Source organism: Pseudoalteromonas sp. S2893 (genome assembly GCF_005887105.1).
Classification (GTDB): Bacteria; Pseudomonadota; Gammaproteobacteria; order Enterobacterales; family Alteromonadaceae; genus Pseudoalteromonas; species Pseudoalteromonas atlantica.
In genome coordinates this window covers 1-249 of the sequence record NZ_PNCY01000142.1, presented here as the reverse complement: position 1 = coordinate 249, position 249 = coordinate 1, and the positions used below count along the sequence as shown (strand labels likewise).

Annotated in this window: 1 pseudogene; it reads right to left on the bottom strand. The window is 47.4% G+C overall.

From position 1 onward, the window contains the following. Nucleotides 1-232, bottom strand: a pseudogene (locus tag CWC04_RS19465) (tRNA-dihydrouridine synthase); the annotation flags it as partial. Nucleotides 233-249 lie beyond the last annotated feature (17 nt).

Below are 249 nucleotides of genomic sequence, written 5' to 3'. Positions count from 1 at the left end.
CCATTAAAATACTTCGCACATCTGAAATAGCAGGTGGTGGTAAGTGTTCTCCAGTTCGCAAATAGTGTTCTATCTCCCTAAATATCCAATGGCGACCTTTGGCGGCTCGGCCATTCATGATGGCATCTGCACCCGTATAGTCCAACCCCTGCTGTGCTTGTTCTGGTGATGTACTATCACCATTAGCAACCACCGGTATCGACACTGCGCGTGTTATATCCCTAATCGTGGCTTATTCTTCTTCCGCTT